Here is a 4910-nt window from a genome sequence, read left to right on the forward strand (position 1 = left end):
CCCCCCCCCCCCCCCCGGCGCGGGCCCCGGGCGCGGGGCCCGGCGGCGACCTCGTTGCCGCCGCCCGGCCGGGCCGGTGACCGCGCCGGTCGCTCAGGGGCTCTCGGCGCCGCCGAGTCGTTCGGCGGCCAGCGTCCGCAGGTCGGCGGAGCGGATCTTCGCGCTGCCGGTGAGCGCCAGGTCGGCCTCGGTGAAGAACAGGACGTGCCTTGGCACCTTGTAGGCGGCGAGCCGCTCGCGGAGGAAGGCGCGCAACTTGTCGGGATCGATCGTCGCCCCGGTGTGCGGCACGACGCAGGCGACGACCGCCTCGCCGAGGGTGTCGTGCGGAACCCCGACGGTGCGGCCGATCTTCACGCCGGGATGGCGGGCGAGCACCTCGTCGACCTCCAGGGGGGAGACGTTCGCGCCACCGGTCTTGATGAGATCGGTGAGGCGGCCTTTCCAGTACAGGCGGCCCGTCTCGTCGAGGTAGCCGCTGTCACCGGTGGGGAAGTAGCCCTCGGAGTCCAGGGTCTCGTCGAGGGGGACGCCCTCGTAGCCGAGCATCAGGGTCGGGCCCTTGACACAGATCTCGCCCGCCTCGCCCCGGGTCAGCACGGCCCCGGTCAGCGGGTCGGCGATCTTGATCGTATTGCCGGGCAACGGGATTCCGCTGCTGCCCGCGTGCTCGTCCTCGGGAGTGCAGGCGGGATAGCAGGTGGAGATGGTGAAGGTCTCGGTGTTGCCGTAGGCGCGGCCGGGCTGGGTCCAGGTGGTGTGCACGGTGGGGTGGGCGGCGGCGGGGGTGTCGATGTCGACGAAACGCAGCGCGCTCAGGTCGGCGTCGGCCCAGTTGGGAGCGTCGGCGAGCTGGGCCCACTGGTGTGGCCAGGCGACCGGGAAGGTCACCCGCTCGGACTCGAGCAGGGCGAGCGCCTCCTCGGCGTCGAAAGTGCGTTGCAGGACGAGAGCGCCACCCGCGGCGAGGGTGGCGCCGAGCGCCTGACCGAAGTTGCCGGACCAGAAGAAGCCGTTGGCCGTCCAGCAGCGCACGGTGTCCTCGGGACCGAAACCGAACATCCGGCGGAACCGCCACATCTGCACCGCCACGCCCCGGTGCGCGCTGCGGATGCCCTTGGGCTTGCTGGTGGTGCCCGAGGAGAAGAACAGCACGGCGGTGTCGCTGGGACGCACCGCCGCCGCGGTCGCCTCCACCACCGCGACCGGCTCGTCCGCCCCACCGGCGAGGAAGTCGGTCCAGCTCTCGATCGCCCCGCCGGACGGCGCGTCGCCGACCACCGCGAGGCGGCGCAGGAAGGGGTAGGTGTGCGATCGCAGGGTTCCGGGCGCGACTGTGCCGAGCGTGGGTTCGAGTCCGGTCAGCGTCTCGGCGAAATCGGTGCGTGCCACGGTGCGTTCGAACAGCAGCACCGAGACCCCGGAGATGGTGAGCAGATCGTGCAGTTCGGCGCGGGTGGAGAAGGTGCTGAGCGGGACCGCGACGCCACCGGCCAGTGCGGTGCCGAACACCGCCGCCAGCCACTCCGGCCGGTTGGTCATCAGCACGCCGACGCGGGTGTCCTTGCCCGTGCCTGCGGCCAGCAGCGCCCGGGCCACCGACACCGATCGTTCCCACAGCGCACGGTAGGTCCACGAGACGATGCCGGACTCGGTGTGCGCGACCAGGGCGATGCGTTCGCTGTAGGCGGCGGTGACCTCGCGCAGGAACCCGGGCAGGGTGAGCGCGCCGAGGCCGGGTTCCTCGGCCAGCGGCGGCCCCGAGGCGATCGCCCGCGCCCCGGCGTGCTCGATGGGGGTGGTGGCCATGTCGATCTTCTCCTCCGGCGCCGCCTCAGTACGGCAGTTCGATCTCGGCGGTGCAGTCCACCAGCACCGCGGAATCCTGATTGGTCAGCCGCAACCGCACCTGCACCAGCGGCACGCCCCATGCCGAATCCGGGTCCTTGTCGACGACCTCGGCGTCGAAATAGGTGACATCGCCCTCGAAGGCGGGGCCGCGGAAGTCGGCCTTGCTGTGCCGGACCATGCCGTCGTTGCCCGCCCAGTAGGCGAGATAGTCGGTGCACCAGGCGCCCATGGTCGCGCCGTAACCGTAGGCGCGCGCCATGCCGACCGCGCCCGCCTTGTCGGCGTCGATGTGCCCGCGCGACGGTCCGACGTACAGGCCGTCGCGTTTGCGCGGGTCGATGCGCGCGCCCTCCTCGTCGAAGGCGAAACCCTCGGTCCAGCCGGGGTCCTGGTTGATCCACGGGTCCGCGACGCCCTCGGGGGCGGTCCAGTGGAAGGTGCCCCAGATGTTGAACAGGAACGCCCGGTACTCGGTGGTGAAGGTGGCGATGCTGTGCGGGCCGATCACCCGCCGCGGCAGCCTGTCGCCGACCTTCACCTCGTCGAAGTGCGGGGAGACGCCGAGCCGGTTGGACAGCAGCCACTCGTGGCGCAGCTGCTCGATCTCGCGCAGCTCCTCCTCCGACCAGCGCCGGATCTCGCCGAGCTGGTTGTCGTACATGCCGCGTTCGGTCGCCTCGGCCGCGAGATACCGGATGGCCGTCGACCGTTCGCGCGCCACCAGGGCGCCGTGCTGGTTGCGGTGCGTGGTGTCGCCGCGGGAGAACATGGTCGGCCCGGCGAACTTGGTCTGCACCACCTTGTAGTCGTGGAAACGCCGCTGCTGGAACAGCGTGTCGCCGGGCCGTATCGGGGTGCCGTAGAACCACCACTCCTCGCCGCCGAAGATCAGGTGGCTGCCGGGGATGCGTCCGACGCAGGCGGGCTGCGCGCCGTGCCCGTAGTCCAGCGCCACCGCGATCGACTGCGGCGCGATCAGCCCGCCGTAGCGGGACTCGCGGGCGAACTCCTCGTCCCAGTGCAGCGGATTCGGGTAGTCCATCGCCATCACCCAGCGGCGGATGTCGGAGCTGCCGCACGGTTCCCACAGCTGCCCGCCGCCCACCGGCTTGCCGACCCGGTGTTCCACATCGCTGAGGTCGAGCTCGGGGCCGGGCTCGGCTGCCTTCTTCGTTGCCACGATGCGCTCCTGCTCAGCGGTTGACGTCGACGACGACGCGGCCGCGCACCGTGCCCGCGAGGAACCGGTCCGCCGCCGCCACGGCCTCGGCCAACGGGATCTCCTCGACGATGGACTCGAGCACCCGTGGATCGAGGTCGCGGGCCAACCGCTCCCAGGCGGCGCGGCGGCGGGGCCGGGAGGCCATGACGCTGTCGATGCCGTAGAGGGTGACACCGCGCAGGATGAACGGCGCGACGGTGCCGGGGAAGTCCATGCCCTGGGCCAGCCCGCAGGCCGCTACCGCCCCGCCGTAACGGGTCCGGGCGGCGGCGTTGGCCAGGGTGTGGCTGCCCGCGGTGTCCACCACACCCGCGAACCGCTCCTTCTGCAACGGCTTCCCGCGCTCGGCCAGCTCGGCGCGGTCGATGATCGCGCCCGCGCCGAGTTCGCGCAGGTAGTCGCCTTCGGCGGTCTTGCCGGTGGCGGCGGTGACGGTGAACCCGGCCGCGGTGAGCAGGGCGATCGCCACGCTGCCGACGCCGCCGGTCGCGCCGGTCACCAGGATCTCGCCCTGATCCGGGGTGATGCCGTGCCCGGCCAGCGCTTCCACACACAGGCTCGCGGTGTAGCCCGCGGTGCCGATGGCCATGGCCTGGCGTTCGGTGAACACCGAGGGCAGCGGGATCAGCCAGTCGCCGCGCACGCGGGCGCGCTGGGACAGCCCGCCCCAACGGGTTTCGCCCACGCCCCAGCCGTTGAGCACCACCCGGTCACCCGGCGACCAGTGCGGATGCGCGGAATCGGTGACCACACCGGCGAAATCGATGCCGGGGACCATCGGGAACGTCCTGACCACGGGGGAGCTGCCGGTGATCGCCAGCGCGTCCTTGTAGTTCAGCGTGGAATAGCGCACCTCGACGGTCACGTCGCCGTCGGGCAGGGCCGCCTCGTCGAGGTCGGTCACCGCGACCTTCGGGCCGGTGTCGCTCTTCTCGAGGAACAGTGCGGAGAACATTCTGGGGGAGTCCTTCCTTCCGGCGGCGCCGGGGGAGATTCGGCTCGGTGCGGGATCCCATGACCGACATGCGAACCCGCGTTCCGTGAATGAGAATCGAATTCTCCTACGGTCGAAATAATGCTTTCATCGTTGGTGTGCGGTGTCAACGGTGCGGATGCCCCGCTCAGCGCGCGGTCCAGCCGCCGTCCACGACGACCGTCTGGCCGGTGACGTAGCGGGCGGCGTCCCCGGCCAGCCAGGTGATGGCGCCGACCATGTCCTCGGCGGCCGCCTCGACCGGCAGCGCGATGTTGCGGCGCAGGTAGGCCGCGCCGCGGTCGCTGTCGTAGAGCTCGCCGGTGATATCGCTGCGGAAGAAGCCCGGCGCGACGGTGTTCACCCGGATGGCGTGCCTGCCCCACTGCACGGCCAGCTCGGCGGTCAGCCCGGACAGGCCCGCCTTGCTCGCGGCGTAGGACGCCTGCGGGATGCCCGGCACGCCGACGCGGCCGCTGATGGAGGAGACGTTGACGATCGAGCCGCGACCGACCGCACGCATGTGCGGGAACACCGCCTGGGACAACAGCATCGGAGCGACGAGATTGAGCGCGAGAGTTCGCTCGATCGCCGCCAGCGGCTCGGACTCGGCGCGCTCGGTGGTGAACCGGTTGCCCGCCGCGTTGACCAGGATCTCCGGCGGGCCGAGCCGCTCGGCGGTCTCGGCGACCGCGGTGGCGGCCTGTGCGGGGTCGGTCAGGTCGCGGGCCACGGCCAGGCCGTCCAGCCGCGCGGCGAGTGCGCCGAGCCGCTCGGCGCGCCGTGCGCCCAGCGACACCCGGGCGCCCACCCCCGCCCGCGCCGCCGCGACCGCCCCCCCCACCCCCGAGGGCGCCCCCCGGC

General features: G+C 72.1%; 4 protein-coding genes. All 4 read right to left on the reverse strand.

The window, feature by feature from the left end; translation table 11 throughout:
• Window positions 1-93: 93 nt before the first annotated feature.
• Window positions 94-1809, reverse strand: coding sequence for a class I adenylate-forming enzyme family protein (locus QH283_RS18795; RefSeq protein WP_280504296.1), 1716 nt, complete (start codon window positions 1807-1809; stop codon window positions 94-96).
• Window positions 1810-1834: 25 nt separating this feature from the next.
• Window positions 1835-3031 carry an FAS1-like dehydratase domain-containing protein gene (locus tag QH283_RS18800; RefSeq protein ID WP_280504297.1) on the reverse strand — a complete coding sequence of 399 codons (1197 nt, stop codon included), beginning with the start codon at window positions 3029-3031 and terminating at the stop codon, window positions 1835-1837.
• Between the two features lie 13 nt (window positions 3032-3044).
• Window positions 3045-4028 carry an MDR family oxidoreductase gene (locus QH283_RS18805; RefSeq protein ID WP_280504298.1) on the reverse strand — a complete coding sequence of 328 codons (984 nt, stop codon included), beginning with the start codon at window positions 4026-4028 and terminating at the stop codon, window positions 3045-3047.
• A 166-nt stretch (window positions 4029-4194) separates the two neighbouring features.
• Window positions 4195-4910: SDR family NAD(P)-dependent oxidoreductase (locus QH283_RS18810; protein ID WP_280504299.1), on the reverse strand; the 716-nt coding region annotated here is incomplete at its 5' end.

This window comes from Nocardia farcinica (genome assembly GCF_029867845.1).
Lineage (GTDB): Bacteria > Actinomycetota > Actinomycetes > Mycobacteriales > Mycobacteriaceae > Nocardia > Nocardia farcinica_A.

Excerpts from the sequence above, each read along its gene's own strand:
- QH283_RS18795 (WP_280504296.1), bottom strand. The coding sequence starts at position 1,809 with ATGGCCACCACCCCCATCGAGCACGCCGGGGCGCGGGCGATCGCCTCG.
- QH283_RS18805 (WP_280504298.1), bottom strand. The coding sequence starts at position 4,028 with ATGTTCTCCGCACTGTTCCTCGAGAAGAGCGACACCGGCCCGAAGGTC.